At 39.4% G+C, this 701-nt stretch carries 1 protein-coding gene; it reads left to right on the top strand.

The genetic code is table 11. The features are described 5' to 3' along the window. Positions 1–701: glycosyltransferase family 10 domain-containing protein (locus DBU79_RS07720; protein WP_229764044.1), on the top strand; the 701-nt coding region annotated here is incomplete at both ends.

The raw sequence follows: 701 nt of genomic DNA, 5'->3' as shown, positions 1-701 counted from the left end.
AGAAAAATCTTATCCTATCAAAACACTAAAAGAGTGTTTTACACCGGTGAGAACGAAGTCCCTAATTTCAACCTCTTTGATTACGCCATAGGCTTTGATGAATTGGATTTTAGAGATCGTTATTTGAGAATGCCTTTATATTATGATAGACTACACCATAAAGCCGAGAGCGTGAATGACACCACCGCACCCTACAAGATTAAAACCGACAGCCTTTATGCTTTAAAAAAACCCTCCCATCATTTTAAAGAAAACCACCCCCATTTATGCGCAGTAGTGAATAATGAGAGCGATCCTTTGAAAAGAGGGTTTGCGAGCTTTGTCGCAAGCAACCCTAACGCTCCTAAAAGGAACGCTTTCTATGACGCTTTAAACGCTATTGAGCCAGTTACTGGGGGAGGGAGCGTGAAAAACACTTTGGGCTATAATGTCAAAAACAAGAGCGAGTTTTTAAGCCAATACAAATTCAATCTGTGTTTTGAAAACACTCAAGGCTATGGCTATGTAACTGAAAAAATCATTGACGCTTACTTTAGCCATACCATTCCCATTTATTGGGGGAGTCCTAGCGTGGCGAAAGATTTTAACCCTAAGAGTTTTGTGAATGTTTGTGATTTTAAAGATTTTGATGAAGCGATTGATTATGTGAGATACTTGCACACGCACCCAAACGCTTATTTAGACATGCTCTATGAAAACCC

Source organism: Helicobacter pylori (assembly GCF_009689985.1).
GTDB classification, from domain to species: domain Bacteria; phylum Campylobacterota; class Campylobacteria; order Campylobacterales; family Helicobacteraceae; genus Helicobacter; species Helicobacter pylori_CG.
The sequence above is the reverse complement of the archived record's forward strand: the minus strand, read 5'-3'. Positions and strand labels throughout refer to the sequence as shown.